At 39.4% G+C, this 15,083-nt stretch carries 14 protein-coding genes; 4 read left to right on the top strand and 10 right to left on the bottom strand.

The genetic code is table 11. From position 1 onward, the window contains the following. Positions 1–41: 41 nt before the first annotated feature. From RFW85_RS15100 to RFW85_RS15080, 5 genes are all read right to left on the bottom strand, one after another. Complete coding sequence (locus RFW85_RS15100) at positions 42–821, bottom strand: M48 family metallopeptidase (RefSeq protein ID WP_002121572.1); 780 nt, start codon at positions 819–821, stop codon at positions 42–44. Positions 822–936: 115 nt separating this feature from the next. Then, positions 937–1,254, bottom strand: coding sequence for a hypothetical protein (locus RFW85_RS15095; RefSeq protein WP_170249674.1), 318 nt, complete (start codon positions 1,252–1,254; stop codon positions 937–939). Positions 1,255–1,375: 121 nt separating this feature from the next. Further along, positions 1,376–2,695, bottom strand: a complete 1,320-nt coding sequence (locus tag RFW85_RS15090; RefSeq protein WP_002121613.1) for an adenylosuccinate synthase — start codon at positions 2,693–2,695, stop codon at positions 1,376–1,378. Positions 2,696–2,758: 63 nt separating this feature from the next. Beyond that, positions 2,759–3,925, bottom strand: a complete 1,167-nt coding sequence (locus RFW85_RS15085; RefSeq protein ID WP_170249675.1) for an ATP phosphoribosyltransferase regulatory subunit — start codon at positions 3,923–3,925, stop codon at positions 2,759–2,761. 275 nt (positions 3,926–4,200) lie between these two features. Next, positions 4,201–5,226: a type I glyceraldehyde-3-phosphate dehydrogenase gene (locus RFW85_RS15080; protein WP_170249676.1), complete on the bottom strand. Its 1,026-nt coding sequence runs from the start codon at positions 5,224–5,226 to the stop codon at positions 4,201–4,203. Between the two features lie 269 nt (positions 5,227–5,495). Between RFW85_RS15080 and alaS the strand changes: the two genes are divergently transcribed. The 3 genes from alaS (at position 5,496) to csrA (ending at position 9,979) form a co-directional block, all read left to right on the top strand. Continuing rightward, on the top strand, positions 5,496–8,132 hold the full coding sequence (gene alaS / locus RFW85_RS15075; RefSeq protein ID WP_170249685.1) for an alanine--tRNA ligase: 2,637 nt from the start codon (positions 5,496–5,498) through the stop codon (positions 8,130–8,132). A 65-nt stretch (positions 8,133–8,197) separates the two neighbouring features. Then, complete coding sequence (locus RFW85_RS15070) at positions 8,198–9,478, top strand: aspartate kinase (protein WP_002115333.1); 1,281 nt, start codon at positions 8,198–8,200, stop codon at positions 9,476–9,478. A gap of 246 nt (positions 9,479–9,724) precedes the next feature. Next, a complete protein-coding gene (gene csrA / locus RFW85_RS15065) occupies positions 9,725–9,979 on the top strand; it encodes a carbon storage regulator CsrA (RefSeq protein ID WP_000906487.1) in 255 nt (84 codons plus the stop codon). Positions 9,980–10,046: 67 nt separating this feature from the next. Here csrA and rnhB read toward each other — a convergent pair whose 3' ends face one another. Further along, complete coding sequence (rnhB, locus tag RFW85_RS15060) at positions 10,047–10,613, bottom strand: ribonuclease HII (RefSeq protein WP_170249351.1); 567 nt, start codon at positions 10,611–10,613, stop codon at positions 10,047–10,049. Between the two features lie 70 nt (positions 10,614–10,683). Then, complete coding sequence (locus tag RFW85_RS15055; protein WP_005076998.1) at positions 10,684–11,073, bottom strand: hypothetical protein; 390 nt, start codon at positions 11,071–11,073, stop codon at positions 10,684–10,686. Positions 11,074–11,311: 238 nt separating this feature from the next. On the opposite strand from RFW85_RS15055, the gene RFW85_RS15050 reads away from it, so the two are divergent. Next, positions 11,312–11,869, top strand: a complete 558-nt coding sequence (locus RFW85_RS15050; protein WP_078220412.1) for a cytochrome b — start codon at positions 11,312–11,314, stop codon at positions 11,867–11,869. 44 nt (positions 11,870–11,913) lie between these two features. Here RFW85_RS15050 and RFW85_RS15045 read toward each other — a convergent pair whose 3' ends face one another. From RFW85_RS15045 to RFW85_RS15035, 3 genes are all read right to left on the bottom strand, one after another. After that, on the bottom strand, positions 11,914–12,912 hold the full coding sequence (locus RFW85_RS15045; protein ID WP_170249352.1) for an adenosine deaminase: 999 nt from the start codon (positions 12,910–12,912) through the stop codon (positions 11,914–11,916). A gap of 115 nt (positions 12,913–13,027) precedes the next feature. Continuing rightward, the gene (locus RFW85_RS15040; RefSeq protein ID WP_170249354.1) at positions 13,028–14,347 is read right to left on the bottom strand and encodes an NCS2 family permease; all 1,320 of its coding nucleotides are present in this window, start codon (positions 14,345–14,347) and stop codon (positions 13,028–13,030) included. Positions 14,348–14,668: 321 nt separating this feature from the next. After that, the gene (locus RFW85_RS15035) at positions 14,669–14,896 is read right to left on the bottom strand and encodes a hypothetical protein (RefSeq protein ID WP_171545296.1); all 228 of its coding nucleotides are present in this window, start codon (positions 14,894–14,896) and stop codon (positions 14,669–14,671) included. Between the last annotated feature and the right edge of the window lie 187 nt (positions 14,897–15,083).

Here is a 15,083-nt window from a genome sequence, read left to right as displayed (position 1 = left end):
GCTTAAGCATCCGTTTTCTTTATCTATATAAAATTTACATCTTATTTGCGGCTATTATAAACTGCCATTGCTGCAGGTAAGTTTTTACGCATATCACCGATACGCTGAGAGTTAGATGGGTGAGTAGACAAGAATGATGAACCACCACCACCTTCAAGCTTATTCATTTTTTCCCAAAGTGTAATCGCTGCATTTGGATTATAGCCTGCACGCGCCATTAGCATTAAACCACCTTGGTCAGCACGACTTTCCAAGCTACGAGAATATGGTAAGCCCACACCCACTTGTGTACCTAACTGAGCAGCAGCAGTACCAAGCTGGCCTACATTATTACCCGCATAGCTTAAACCGATGCCTAGAGCTAAATCAGTTAAAGCCTGTGCACCGATTTTACTTTTTGCATGCTCTTCTAAAGCATGTGTCATTTCATGTCCCATAACAGCTGCAATTTCAGCATCTGTCAGATTCAATTTATTCACAATACCTGTATAGAACACGACCTTGCCACCAGGTGCAACGTAAGCATTAATCGTATCTGATTTCAACACCGCTAACTGCCAGCTAAATGGTTGACCAGTCTGATTCATCTGGTTCGCATATGGTTTTAAACGGTTGAATACAGCATTAATACGGTTATATGTACTAGAACTTGTATCGAGAGCACCCTTACCACGTGCTTCCTGCACCATCTTATTAAAACCTTGAGCAGATTGAGCATTCAAGGTTGCAGTATCTGCACCCGCCATGTCCGCTACGGTTGCACAGCCAGAAATGGTCATCACGCTTGCTGCACACAAGCTTAAAAAGAGTTTTTTATTCATAACACGGATCACCTAAATCGATAAAAAGCTGTTTATTCTTTTGCACTTATTATAAGAAATACCAGTCACGCTTTGAATGTCTCATTTCTCCATGATCATAGTATTTATGTAACGATCAAGTAGATAAAGTCATCAAATAAATCCAGAAAATCAAACAGATTACATTTAAACCCAGATAAACATGACTTAAGGTCTTAACTTTCTCTTCAAGATTAGGACTTTCCTTTTTCCAGAGTAAATAACTATTTTGTATGAATACGACAGGAATTAACACACATGCGAACAAAACCGACAAGCTCATAAACGCAGTCATAAAGAAGTCTTCATGATATTCCTGTCCATAAATAATCAACATTGCCAGCGTGGGTGAACCGCCAATAGCAAATAAAAAAGAATAAAAAATTGTTTTTGAAATAGTTGGTTGCAGCTTCATCCTGAGCCCATCCTTCCTTATCTATATATAACGTTTTAATCTGAATCTAATAAAACGAAAACTGCACTTTAGTCGGGTATAAAAAAGCCCCCTTTCAGGAGGCCTTTTTAATCTTTGCTAATTAAGCAGAGAATGGATGACGTAAAACAATTGTTTCTGCACGGTCTGGACCAGTTGAAACGATATCAATCGGACATTCGATTAATTGTTCAATACGCTTAACATAAGCTAAAGCATTTGCTGGTAATTGATCGATACTCGTTAAACCAACAGTCGACTCGCTCCAACCAGGCATAGTTTCATAGATTGGCTTCAAGCATTCGAAAGAAACTGCATCTGAAGAACCTACACAACCTGAATCTGTATTTTCATAACCCACACAGATTTTTACTTCTTCCAAACCATCTAAAACGTCAAGTTTAGTTAAGCAAATACCTGAAAGTGAGTTTACATCTACAGAACGGCGAAGAATTTCAGCATCAAACCAACCACAACGACGTTGACGGCCAGTAGAAGCACCAAATTCATGGCCAACTGTACCTAGGTGTTTACCAATTGGATCACCAGAATCAGCAGCGGCATCGTAAACCAATTCAGTTGGGAATGGACCAGCACCTACACGTGTTGTATAAGCCTTAGTAATACCCAATACATAATCAAGGTGTAAAGGTCCCATACCTGAACCAGAGCTTACGCCACCAGCAGTTGTATTTGAACTTGTAACATACGGATAAGTACCGTGATCGATATCAAGAAGTGAGCCTTGAGCTCCTTCAAACATTACCGCCTTACCTTCTTTGCGATAGTCATGCAATACTTTAGTAACATCAATCACTAATGGAGCAAGCACTTCACGCCATTGGTTGCAAAGAGCCAATACATCTTCAAATTTAACAGCTTCTACACCGTAGAACTGAGTTAACTGGAAGTTATGCAACTCAAGCATTTCTTGGAGTTTTTCTTCAAGCGCTGCACCACCACGAACAAGGTCAGCAACACGCACTGCACGGCGAGCCACTTTATCTTCGTATGCAGGACCAATACCACGACCTGTAGTACCGATTTTAGCATTACCACGTTTCTTCTCACGTGCCTGATCAAGTGCAATGTGGTTAGGCAAAATGAGCGGACAGTTTGGAGAAATACGTAGACGTTCTTTAACAGGAACACCTTCCGCTTCCAAAATTCCCATTTCTTCAATTAACGCGGCTGGTGAAAGTACTACACCATTACCAATTAAGCACAATACGTTTTCACGTAAAATGCCTGATGGAATGAGGTGCAATACAGTCTTTTTACCACCTACGACAAGAGTATGACCTGCGTTATGTCCGCCTTGATAACGTACTACCGCAGCCGCTTGATCTGTGAGCAGGTCGACGATTTTACCTTTACCTTCGTCGCCCCATTGGGTACCAAGTACCACAACATTTTTGCCCATAATAGCCTCATTACATCATGCTGTTAAAATTGGAAACCACCAGTAAAAATTTACCGCTGGCGATTAAATCTTTTCAATATTCCATTGCCCATTTTGCGACACGAGTTGATGGGTCGCATATGGAATAGAACTTAAATCATCATTACCTAACAATTGAACGACACGTAAACCTTGAGCGCGCGCATTCGAAATTGCTGAGAGTAAATCCTGTTCTGAGCCTTTTGGAGCAACAACAGTTTCGATTTCGGCGAACTGATTTGCACCTAAGGCATATAAATCACAACTAAAGCCAGTAGCAGGACGTGCGCGGCCAAAGTGCTCACCAATACCATCATAACGACCACCCTGTGCTAAAGGCGCAGCACGATTCGGTGCATAGACCGCATACATCAAACCAGTGTGATAGTGATAACTACGTAGCTCTACAACATCAATACCGATATTGAGATTTGGCCAACGGCCTTTAATTTGCGCATGTGTCGTTTTAAGTGCATCTAATGCTGACTTAAATTCAGCATCTTGTAAGATGTTTGCACTTAAATTCGCCTGTAATGCTTCTAGATCACTAGAATAGCGACCAAGCGCATAGAAATCAGAACCCATATTCAGGTTTTGTGTAAACTCGGCTAACTCTGGTAACGCTTTTCTTTGATAAAGATCTGAAAGCTCATGCTCTTCATTTTTTGACAGTCCAGCATACTTTACTAAACTGCGAAACAACCCTACATGGCCTAAATCTAAATGCGCGCCATGTAAAGTGTAGATGTTCTCAATCAACCCCAGCATGACATCGACCATTTCGACATCAGCTTCGATACTGTCGTGTCCGTATAACTCTGCACCTAATTGTAGGGGTGCACGTGTGGCATTGAAATTTTGTGGTTTAGTATGTAATACAGTCCCTGAATAACAGTAACGTGCAACGCCTTCAATTGGTCTTACATGTGCATCGATACGCGCAACTTGTGGCGTCATATCAGCACGAACACCGAGTAAACGGCCTGAGAGCTGATCAATGACCTTAAAAGTTACTAAATCTAAGTCTTGATTTGATTCTGATAATGAAGACAACGATTCGATGTATTCGATAAATGGTGTATATACCAATTGATAACCTCGTACCGCGAGGAAATCTAAAGCTTCACGGCGAAGTTTTTCAATGACTTGCGCCTGTTCCGGCAATACATCTGCTACCCCGTCAGGCAGCAACCATGTCTCTGAAATGGTCATATTTCAAGCCTAAAATCTGATCAACGTGGAACGACCCCACATAAAAAAATCGGGAACACACCCGATTTCTCTTAGTGTAGCATGATACTTTGCGCCATGCACCTGACAATTTGCATTAATCTTCGTTAATAAACTCTAAAGTCAAAAAGAAGATTTCATAAATTAACAATAATATTCAATATCTTGCCATCATTCTCTCATATCATAAGCAAAAGTTCTTCGACCAAAGAATGGGCCAATATCTGAGCTATCCCCTTGTTGCCAGTTAACCAAACTTAACTTTTGAAAGAATCGCACAAATCCAATAATCGGTTTGCATAGCCCCATTCATTATCATACCAAGCGAATACTTTAGCTTGATGGCCAACAACCATCGTCTGAGTTAAATCAACGATGAGTGAATAAGGTGAATGATTAAAATCACTTGAAACTAAAGGCTCATCTGTTACCGACATAATTTCTACATAATCTGTTTGAGAGGCTTTAATTAGTATTTCATTAAGGTGATGCACAGTAATTGGAGATTGCGCGATAAAAGTTAAGTCAATTGCAGCTACATTAATAGTCGGTACCCGAATTGAATAACCATCAATACGGTCTTCCATCTTAGGCATAACACGTTTTAATGCACCAAGCGCACTAGACGTGGTCGGGATAATATTTTGCCCTGAAGCTCTAGCACGTCGTAAATCACGATGTGCGTGGTCAAGAACTGATTGATCTGCCGTTACCGCATGAATTTCTGTCATAAGTGCGGTTTCAATACCAAAAGCATCATCAATGATTTTGACTAATGGAACCAAAGCTTGAGTAGTACACGACACACTCGAAATGATTTGATCAGTCACTTTGACTTCATTGTGGTTCACACCATAAACAATGGCTGCATCGACATGATCAAAAGGTGCTGCCCCAATAATGACCCGCTTCGCCCCTGCTTGTAGATGACGTGTTGCATCCGCATGAGAACGGAACAGTCCTGTACACTCAAGTACCACATCAATATCTAAACTAGACCATGGTAAAAGTTCTGGTTGTTTCTGCTTTAAAACCTCAACTTTTAGCGTTCGCTGATTTGACTGAATATTCAAAAAAACTTTTTCATTTTCAATCAATATATCTACATTTCCATTGAAGCGGCCGTGCGTAGAATCATATTTAAATAAATGCACTAATGTCTGGACATCTGCTATATCGTTAATCGCCACGATTTCAAAATGAAATTGTTTTGGGCTTTCGAACCAGGCGCGTAAAACATTACGTCCAATCCGACCGAACCCATTAATGGCGATACGTTGCATGACCTATCCTTATCAACAAAACTACAAATTAAAGAAGGCATATAGTAAAGCACGTCAAGGCTAGTTGAATATAGATTTTTAGCCAAATCACAGTTTTGTAAGATATTCCTTTTAAAATCGTTGGTTCGGTGGGGTTTTTCCGCTACAATTTAGCGTTTTTAAAAAATAAGCCCCGTATCACATGCAAGGTTTGGCATAAAACAAACAGGCATTGATACATTTAGCCAAATTCGAAAATATGGAGTGACTTGGTTGTGAGTACTCGTTTAATGACATCTGCTGAAATTCGTGAAGCATTTTTGCGCTACTTTGAAACGCAAGGGCATACACGTATCGCGTCGAGTTCTCTTGTTCCTGCCAACGACCCAACTTTATTATTTACAAATGCTGGGATGAACCAGTTTAAAGACTGCTTTTTAGGTCTCGAGAAACGTGACTATGTGCGTGCGACCACATCACAAAAATGTGTACGCGCTGGCGGTAAACACAATGACTTAGATAACGTTGGCTACACTGCACGTCACCATACATTCTTTGAAATGTTAGGTAACTTCTCATTCGGTGATTACTTCAAACGTGATGCACTTAAATTCGCATGGGAATTTTTAACCAGCGAACAATGGCTTGCTTTACCAAAAGATAAACTTTATGCCACGGTTTACCACACCGATGACGAAGCTTACGACATCTGGAACAAAGAAATCGGTTTAGCACCAGAACGTATTATCCGTATTGGTGATAATAAGGGCGAAAAATACGCATCTGATAACTTCTGGGCAATGGGTGATACTGGCCCATGTGGTCCATGTTCTGAGATTTTCTTTGACCATGGTGATCACATTTGGGGTGGTTTACCAGGCTCACCTGAAGAAGACGGTGACCGTTTCATTGAAATCTGGAACAACGTTTTCATGCAGTTTAACCGTACTGCTGATGGCGTGCTTCACCCTCTTCCTGCTCCATCTGTTGATACAGGTATGGGCTTAGAGCGTATCTCTGCTGTATTGCAACATGTTAATTCAAACTACGACATTGACCTGTTCCAACACTTATTAAAAGCTGCTGCAAATATTATTGGTATTGAAGACCAAGGTCAGCCTTCTTTACGTGTTGTTGCAGACCATGCGCGCTCATGCTGTTTCCTCATTGCTGATGGTGTGAACCCAAGCAATGAAGGTCGTGGTTATGTACTTCGCCGTATTATCCGCCGTGCTGTTCGTCACGGAAATAAACTTGGTGCAACTGGTACGTTCTTCTACAAAATGTTGCAACCTTTAATTGAAGTTATGGGTGATGCATATCCAGAGCTTGCAGCGCGTAAAGACGTGATTGAAGCAACTTTAATTCGTGAAGAAGAACAGTTTGCTAAAACACTTGAGCAAGGCTTGAAACTACTTGAAGGCGAACTTGCTCAATTAAAAGATAAAACGATTCCTGGTGCGACTGTATTTAAACTTTACGACACTTATGGTTTCCCGACAGACTTAACTGCTGATATTGCACGTGAACGTGACTTTATTATTGATGAAGCTGGTTTTGAAGTAGAAATGGCAGCACAGCGTCAACGTGCTCGTGATGCTGGTAAGTTTGCAGTTGATTACAACAATATTGTAAAAGTTGAAGGCGAAACTCAGTTTGATGGTTACATCAACACCACTGGTCAAGGTCAAATTGTAGCGATCTATAAAGATGGCGTCCAAGTTGACGAAGTTTCTGAAGGTGATGAAGCGCTTATCGTTTTAAACCAAACTCCTTTCTATGCTGAAAGTGGTGGTCAGATTGGCGACACTGGTATCTTCAAAAATGAAACTGGTATTTTTGAAGTTCAAGATACTAAAAAGTCAGGTGGTGCCTTTGTTCATCAAGGTATTGTGACCGTTGGTAGTCTTAAAGCCGATCAAAATGTTGAAGCGATTGTTAAAGCAGACATTCGTGAAGCAACTGCACGTAACCACTCTGCAACTCACCTATTACATGCTGCCCTTCGTCAAATCTTAGGTTCACATGTACAACAAAAAGGTTCTCTAGTTGCAAGCGATATCTTACGTTTCGACTTTGCTAATGACCAACCTGTAACTTTTGAACAGTTACAACAAGTTGAACGTTTAGTGAATGCAGAAATTATTGCAAACAGTGCTGTAACAACCGAACTTCTTGATATCGAAGCTGCAAAAGCTAAAGGTGCCATGATGTTGTTTGGTGAAAAATACGGTGATGAAGTACGTGTACTTTCTATGGGTTCAATTATTGATGAGAAAAACTTCTCAATTGAACTATGTGGTGGTATTCACGTTAAACGTACAGGTGATATTGGTTTATTCAAAATCACTTCAGAAGGTGGTGTAGCTGCTGGTGTACGCCGTATTGAAGCTGTTACAGGTACTAAAGCGCTAGATGTAGTACAAAAAACTGATGCTGATATCCAGCACATTAATGGCTTATTAAAAGCACAGAAAGACCAAACTGTTGAGCGTGTACAAGCCAATGTTGAATTGGTTTCTGCATTACAAAAACAGATTGAACAGCTCAATCAGAAATTGGCAAACTTCCAAGCGTCAGAATTGATTGATCAGGTACAAACCATTGCTGGTCGTCAAACGCTTATTACCACTGTTCAAGGCGTAGATGCAAAATCACTTCGCAACTTACATGACAGTGTTAAATCGAAATTAGAGAATGCAGTTATTGTTTTAGCTGGTGTAGAGGGTGACAAAGTTAGCCTACTTGCTTCAGTTGCATCACAATACACTGCAACTCTAAAAGCAGGTGACATCATCAAACATCTAGCAACCGAGTTAGATGGTAAAGGTGGTGGTAAACCTGACTTAGCACAAGGTGGCGCGCCACTTAACGAGAAGTTTGGACAAGTTATCGCAGCATTGCCTGCATGGCTTGAACAAAAATAAGACTTCACTTTTTGTGTAACTGACCCTGAAAAGCCTCTCAGGGTCATGGCTTATATGGAACAACTATGGCATTAATCGTTCAAAAATATGGCGGTACTTCTATGGGTACCCCCGAGCGCATTTTAAATGTTGCTCGTCGTGTGAAGCGTTGGCATGATCACGGTCACAAGGTTGTTGTGGTCGTATCTGCAATGAGTGGTGAAACAAACCGCCTACTTGCTCTCGCTAAAGCCATTACCGAAACACCTGACCCACGTGAGTTAGACCAAATGGTTTCAACCGGTGAACAGGTGACGATTTCCATGTTAGCTATGGCACTTAATTCGATTGGTGTGGAAGCTAAATCCTATACCGGACGTCAAGTCGGTATTAAAACTGACAGTGCATTTACCAAGGCGCGTATCGAGTCTATTGATACAGATGTCATGACCAATGACCTAGATGCAGGCCGTGTTATTGTGGTTGCTGGTTTCCAAGGCTTTGATGCTAATGGAAATACCACAACACTAGGTCGAGGTGGTTCAGATACTTCTGGTGTTGCTCTTGCTGCTGCTTTAAAAGCTGACGAATGCCAGATTTACACTGATGTAGATGGTGTTTACACCACTGACCCTCGCGTTGCTCCTAAAGCCAAAAAAATTGACCGTATTTCTTTTGAAGAAATGCTAGAAATGGCATCATTAGGTTCTAAAGTTTTACAAATTCGCTCAGTAGAGTTTGCCGGGAAATATCAAGTTCCTTTACGTGTATTATCAAGCTTTGATAATGACGACGACGGCGTTTTTGACGACGAATTTAAAGAAAATGTTGGTACACTCATTACTACTGAGGCAGAAGATACTATGGAACAGCCAATTATTGCAGGTATTGCTTTTAACCGTGACGAAGCAAAATTAACGATTTTAGGTGTACCTGATGAACCAGGCATTGCTTCTAAAATCTTATCACCAGTAAGTGATGCCAATATCGAAGTCGATATGATAGTGCAAAATGTTGAAGAAGATGGCACTACAGATTTCACTTTCACTGTAAACCGTGTTGATTTAGCGAAAGCTGAAAAAATCTTAAACGAAACTGCTAAAAATATTGGCGCACGTGAAGTTTCAACACGTGATGACATCGTTAAAGTATCTATCGTTGGTGTAGGTATGCGTTCACACGCAGGTGTAGCGAGCAAAATGTTCACTGCCCTTGCTGATGAAGGTATCAATATTCTTATGATTTCAACTTCTGAAATTAAAGTTTCTGTCATTATTGATGAGAAATACCTTGAACTTGCAGTTCGTTGCCTACATACCGCATTTGGTTTAGATCGCGAACATGGTGAAAGCAGCGCCCGCGCTTAATTTTACCAAACGGTCAAGAATTCATTAAAAAATGTTTACTTGTCCGACAATAATCAAAGAAAACACAGAGCCGCTATAGTTTTTTTTATAGCGGCTCTGTTATATTAAACGGAAAGTTTTTTGGCAGTGATTATCAAAATATGACTTTGTTCTCATATTTCTGTTAGAATCTGACTGAAAACTGAGGTTGAGCTTTTTATTTGGGTACCAATATTGCAGTTTTAAGCGTTTAGCAAGGAGATAAACATGCTGATTCTGACCCGCCGTGTCGGGGAAACATTAATGATTGGGGATCAAGTCAGTGTTACTGTGCTTGGCGTCAAAGGAAACCAGGTTCGTATTGGTGTGAATGCACCAAAAGAGGTTTCTGTTCATCGCGAAGAAATTTATCAACGTATTCAACATGAACGTGCAATGCATGAACACCTTCAACATCTTGATCAAGATTATCAAGTTTCTTATGAAGATGATAATTATGCACAGAAAAACTTCAATCGTTAGTATGAAGTTGTTCTCTCCCTAATTAAAGCGACTTTATAGTCGCTTTAAATTTTTTAAGTGCTTGTATTTATAGACCTAAAGCACGTTTAACAGGTGCATAACTACGACGATGCTGATCAATCACGCCATGCACGGCAATCGCTTCAAAATGTGCTTTGGTTGGATATCCTTTATGTTTGGCAAAACCAAATAACGGATATTGCTGATCTAATTCTGCCATTTGTCGATCTCGTGTCACTTTTGCCAAGATACTTGCTGCACTAATTTCAGCATGGCTTGCGTCTCCACCAACAATGGCTTCACAAGGAATAATAATTCCTTTCGGAATTTGATTACCATCAACGATCACTTTTTGAGGTTGAGTTTTCAAGCTATCAACAGCGCGTTGCATAGCCAAAAAAGTCGCCTGTAAAATATTTAGCTCATCAATTTCAGCATGAGTTGCTTCAGCAATTGACCAAGCTAAGGCTTTTTCTTGTATTTCAATAAACAACTTTTCACGTTTCTTTTCAGTTAATTTTTTAGAATCATTTAATCCTAAAATTGGATTATTCGGATCTAAAATAACGGCCGCTGCCACAACCGAACCGACTAAAGGCCCCCGTCCCGCCTCATCTACACCAGCAATAAACATCAACTCACTACCTTTAAACAAAAGAGGCTGATCAATAGTAATCAGCCTTCTTTAACACATAATTTATTAATTACTTTTGTAAAGCTTCTGCCACACAAGCATTTACAGTTTTAGAAACCACTTGGTTTACGATTGTAGCACGTGTATTTACATCAAGTGCAGCTGCAGCTAATTCTACTGCTGTCACACTGTTTGGAGCCTTTTCGCTCACACAACCACATACATTCGTTTGGATGCTATCACGTTGCTCAGCAGTCATATATTTTGTTGCTGTTTTCCAAGCTGCAACATTATTAATCTCTGTAATACATTTCGCATTTACAGCAACCTTTAACGCAGCAACTCCCAATTGTTGAGTTGTGGTTTGTGCAGAAGCAGCACCTGTACCAGTGCCTGTAGTTGTTGCACATGCTGTTAAAGCTAAAACAACTGGCGCTAGAGCGAGCATCAATTTTTTCATCATTTTTCCTTTGATTGAACGTTGGCAGCGCGTATTGTGCCTAAACTCAACTTTAGAAGAAACAAATAATTTGATGCATTTATGCAAACTATTTTGCCGAGCGAAACTCAGCTCATCAAATGCTTTTTTGGGAGTAAAACGTTCTGTTTTTAGCACGCTCTGTCACATATAAAACATTTCTCAAAATCTGTGCTTTCCCCTAAAATCACAAATCAAAACGACAAAAAAAGGGTCTTTTATGCCTGCTGCTTCCTCTCAGTATTACACCCGTACCGCACAAATTCTGCATTGGGTGATGGCAATTATTTTCATCGTCGCATGGGTTATTGGCTTTTATAGTGGAAATTTTTTAAGCTATGACGTTGATGGCAGCTTTAAAGGTGATGTGATTACGTTGCACAAGAATATTGCAACCACAATTATCTTTTTGGTAATTATCCGGATTTTATGGCGCTATACACATCCAGCTCCAAAACTACCTGACACTATGTCACCGATGATGAAAACTTTGGCACATGTTGGTCATCTACTCCTTTATGTGATTTTGGTTGCTTTACCTGTCACTGGTTGCTTGTTTAGTTGGAGTGCTGGTCATCCTGCCCCTGTTTTATATTTATTTGAAATTCCGCGTTTAGTGCAAGATAACCCAGAGCTTTTAGCTGTTGTTAAACCATTACATATTTATATTTCTTGGTTTGCCGGTTTTCTCATTGTTGGGCATGTACTTGCAGCTTTGAAACATCACTTTATTGATAAAGACAATATTTTAAATAGTATGACCAAACAACCTAAATAAACCTGATATATAAAAAAACCGCCCGAGATGGGCGGTTTTTTTATTTAAATTTTTTGGATTTCTGCAATCCACTTTTGTTTCTCTTCATCTGAAATGAAAGAGGCTTCAAAAGAGTTAATTGCGAGTTGCTTCAACTCATCATTGGTTAAATCTAATGCCTGTTGAATGGCAAAGAAATTATCATTCATATAACCACCGAAATATGAAGGATCATCTGAGTTAACCGTCACATGTACGCCTTTTTGTAAAAGACGGCGGATATTATGATCTTTCATATCCTTAACAACACATAGCTTTAAGTTACTTAAAGGACAAACTGTTAATGGCATTTTTTCATTAATTAAACGTGCCATTAATTGTTCGTCTTCTTCAGAACGCACACCATGATCAATACGATTCACTTTAAGTAGATCTAAAGCTTCCCATACATATTCAGGCGGGCCTTCTTCGCCAGCGTGTGCAACGATTAAGAAACCTTCTTCACGCGCCTTAGCAAAAACACGTTCAAATTTAGCTGGCGGATGCCCTACTTCACTTGAATCAAGGCCAACTGCAATAATGTCTTGTTTAAATGGTAAAGCCTGCTCAAGTGTTTCAAATGCAGCTTCTTCACTTAAATGACGTAAGAAACACATAATCAGTTGAGAGCTAATACCAAACTTAGCTTTGGCATCTGCACAAGCGCGTTTTAAACCATTAATCACTGTTGAGAATGCAATACCACGGTCAGTGTGGGTTTGCGGGTCAAAGAACATTTCTGTGTGAACGACATGATCTTCGGCACATTTCTCAAAATAAGCCCATGCTAAATCATAAAAGTCTTGTTCATGTACAAGAACATTCGCCCCAGCATAGTAAATATCTAAGAATGATTGAAGATTATGAAAGTTATAAGCTTGCTTTACTTCTTCAACAGATTTGTAAGGAATCTGAATCTGATTGCGCTGGGCAATTGCAAACATTAATTCAGGTTCGAAAGTCCCTTCAATATGTACATGCAATTCGGCTTTTGGTAAGGCGCGAATCAGCTCGACTTGATTCATATTAACTCCACGTCTAAAGAAAAAGGGTGTGGTCAAAATCACACCCTTTTATAATTTTCTTCTTATTGAAAACTATGTCTAAGATAGCTCAAGAAGAAAATTATAAAAAATCATATTAACCGCCAAATGCGATAAATTTAAATACCCAAAGTGCAGCAATAATCCATACCATGTACGGTACAGTTTTTGCCTTACCCGTGAATAATTTAACTAATGCATAGCTAATAAAGCCCATTGCAATACCATCAGCAATTGAATAGGTGAATGGCATAAATACAATGGTTAAAAATGCTGGAACAGCTTCAGTAATATCATCCCAATCAATGTGAGTGATCCCTTGGATCATCAATACACCAATAAACAATAAAGCTGGCGCCGTTGCAAAACCTGGTACAGATTGAGCGAGAGGTGCTAAAAATAAACAGCAGATAAATAAGACTGCAACCACAACAGCAGTTAAACCAGTACGTCCGCCTGCTGCCACACCTGAAGCTGATTCAATATATGGTGTAGTTGAAGATGTACCTAATGCGGCACCTGCAACGATTGCAGTAGAGTCTGCAAATAATGCTTTCTTCAAACGAGGTAATTTACCGTCTTGTAAAAGACCTGCACGGTGTGAAACACCAACCAAAGTACCTGTGCTGTCAAACAAGTCCACAATAAAGAATACGAAAATGACGCCGACCATACTTGCAGTAAATAGACCTTCAAAGTCCATTTGCATGAATGTTGGTGCAATTGAAGGAATTTGACCCACTACACCCTTAAATTCATTTAAACCTAAAGCAGTAGCGATGGCCGTAACAACTAAAATACTAATAATGATTGCGCCACGAACTTTTAATTGGTGTAAAACCACAATCATTAAAAATCCGAATAACGCTAATAATACTTTAGGCTGTTTAATATCGCCCAAACCAACTAATGTCGCTTGGTTATCAACAATGATTCCAGCATTTTTTAGTGCAATCAGTGCTAGGAACAAACCAATACCACCACCGATTGCAAATTTAAGTGACATTGGAATCGCATTAACAATCGCTTCACGAATTTTAAAGAAGCTAATTGCAAGAAAGACAAGGCCTGAAACAAAAACAGCGGCTAAAGCTGTTTGCCATGGCACGCCCATTCCCATACAAACCGAATAGGTAAAGTAAGCGTTTAAACCCATACCAGGGGCCAGTGCGATTGGATAATTAGCAATGATCCCCATTACTAAACATCCGATTGCTGCTGCCAAACAGGTCGCAACGAATACGGCACCATGATCCATGCCGGTTTCAGATAAAATGAGTGGATTGACAATAATGATGTAACACATCGTTAGGAATGTAGTTACACCAGCAAGAACTTCAGTTCGGAAAGTGGTTTTATTGTCGCTTAGCTTAAATAAACGCTCTAACCAGCCTGCCGAAGAATTGGGCGCCGCCATAAGTAGCCTCTATGCAAAATCTGAACTGTGGAATATTTACGTCTATGTAGGTCTCTGAACAATATTGTTTTTCTGTTCAGTCCTATAAACAAGAATCTCAAATTTAAGAAGCAACAAATATGCCACTCATTTGGTTTCTAGTTGTATACGTAGAAAATAACCACAGCCCCTCTTGAAACACAAAAAAGCTGCATAACCCCTATGCAGCTTTTTTACTATACGTTCAATAAGTTTAACAGATTCAACAGAAACATGATCAAAATTTATGAAAAGATATGACCAATGGCACTGTAAAAATTAGAAATTTATAGCTCAACATTGCTAAAAAATAATTTTTTTCTCGCCTATATATTGTTGCATATTATAAGAGGCTAAATTGCTATGATGAGCATGATTAGGATTTCGCTCGATACTTTGTAAATTTTTTTCAGCCTCTTGTATGATCCGCATTAGCTCTTGATGTCTCTTATTTTGAGTATCTAAATACACCCAATACCCTAGTACAAAGACGATACCCACGCACAACACTATTAATACTTTATTGATCATTATTATTATCTCTATGTTTTTAATGTTAATGATCTTAACAAAAAATTATAGCTTTGTGAATATTTTCACATTTATTTACAATAATACATTACCACTCAAGCAATTGAAAATAAATGTGATTTTTAAAATATTCATAAAATCACCAATAATTATTAAACTTTTCCATTAGATGTCTTTCATAAATCAT

Origin of the sequence: Acinetobacter sp. 12966, from assembly GCF_031196995.1 — a bacterium.
Taxonomy (GTDB): Bacteria; Pseudomonadota; Gammaproteobacteria; order Pseudomonadales; family Moraxellaceae; genus Acinetobacter; species Acinetobacter geminorum.
Note: the sequence above shows the minus strand (reverse complement) of the source record. Positions and strands in the feature narration are given on the sequence as shown.

What these genes read in the sequence shown, in the direction of transcription:
- RFW85_RS15045 (WP_170249352.1), bottom strand. Translation starts at nt 12,912, where the DNA reads ATGAATCAAGTCGAGCTGATTCGCGCCTTACCAAAAGCCGAATTGCAT.
- rnhB (WP_170249351.1), bottom strand. Translation starts at nt 10,613, where the DNA reads ATGTTTATTGCTGGTGTAGATGAGGCGGGACGGGGGCCTTTAGTCGGT.
- RFW85_RS15090 (WP_002121613.1), bottom strand. Translation starts at nt 2,695, where the DNA reads ATGGGCAAAAATGTTGTGGTACTTGGTACCCAATGGGGCGACGAAGGT.
- RFW85_RS15095 (WP_170249674.1), bottom strand. Translation starts at nt 1,254, where the DNA reads ATGAAGCTGCAACCAACTATTTCAAAAACAATTTTTTATTCTTTTTTA.
- alaS (WP_170249685.1), top strand. Translation starts at nt 5,496, where the DNA reads ATGACATCTGCTGAAATTCGTGAAGCATTTTTGCGCTACTTTGAAACG.
- csrA (WP_000906487.1), top strand. Translation starts at nt 9,725, where the DNA reads ATGCTGATTCTGACCCGCCGTGTCGGGGAAACATTAATGATTGGGGAT.
- RFW85_RS15050 (WP_078220412.1), top strand. Translation starts at nt 11,312, where the DNA reads ATGCCTGCTGCTTCCTCTCAGTATTACACCCGTACCGCACAAATTCTG.
- RFW85_RS15070 (WP_002115333.1), top strand. Translation starts at nt 8,198, where the DNA reads ATGGCATTAATCGTTCAAAAATATGGCGGTACTTCTATGGGTACCCCC.
- RFW85_RS15085 (WP_170249675.1), bottom strand. Translation starts at nt 3,925, where the DNA reads ATGACCATTTCAGAGACATGGTTGCTGCCTGACGGGGTAGCAGATGTA.
- RFW85_RS15080 (WP_170249676.1), bottom strand. Translation starts at nt 5,226, where the DNA reads ATGCAACGTATCGCCATTAATGGGTTCGGTCGGATTGGACGTAATGTT.
- RFW85_RS15035 (WP_171545296.1), bottom strand. Translation starts at nt 14,896, where the DNA reads ATGATCAATAAAGTATTAATAGTGTTGTGCGTGGGTATCGTCTTTGTA.
- RFW85_RS15055 (WP_005076998.1), bottom strand. Translation starts at nt 11,073, where the DNA reads ATGAAAAAATTGATGCTCGCTCTAGCGCCAGTTGTTTTAGCTTTAACA.
- RFW85_RS15040 (WP_170249354.1), bottom strand. Translation starts at nt 14,347, where the DNA reads ATGGCGGCGCCCAATTCTTCGGCAGGCTGGTTAGAGCGTTTATTTAAG.
- RFW85_RS15100 (WP_002121572.1), bottom strand. Translation starts at nt 821, where the DNA reads ATGAATAAAAAACTCTTTTTAAGCTTGTGTGCAGCAAGCGTGATGACC.